We start from the raw sequence: 265 nt of genomic DNA on the forward strand, positions 1-265 counted from the left end.
GGTTTCACTTCACTGCAGACGATGGCACGTACGATCTGATACCCCTCGATTTCTTCAAGGGTCGTTTCGATGGCATCTGCTTCTGCGAGATCGGCCTCAGCCACAGGCTTGCTGGACACGGCAGCGGCGGAGACCTCATCGAAGGGTGCGTACGCCTGGGCGCCGAGGGCCTTCTTGAGCCGTTCGTTGACTTGGTCGTTGAGAAACTGCTTGGTGGCCTTGACTACCAAGGCCGAGAATTGCTCGCGTACCCGTTGAGTATATG

General features: G+C 57.4%; 1 pseudogene. It reads right to left on the bottom strand.

The annotated features are described in order from the left end of the window. Positions 1-265 (bottom strand): annotated as a pseudogene (locus ACPYOG_RS19720) (restriction endonuclease); the annotation flags it as partial.

It is taken from the genome of Leifsonia sp. HAY1-4F (assembly GCF_056755275.1).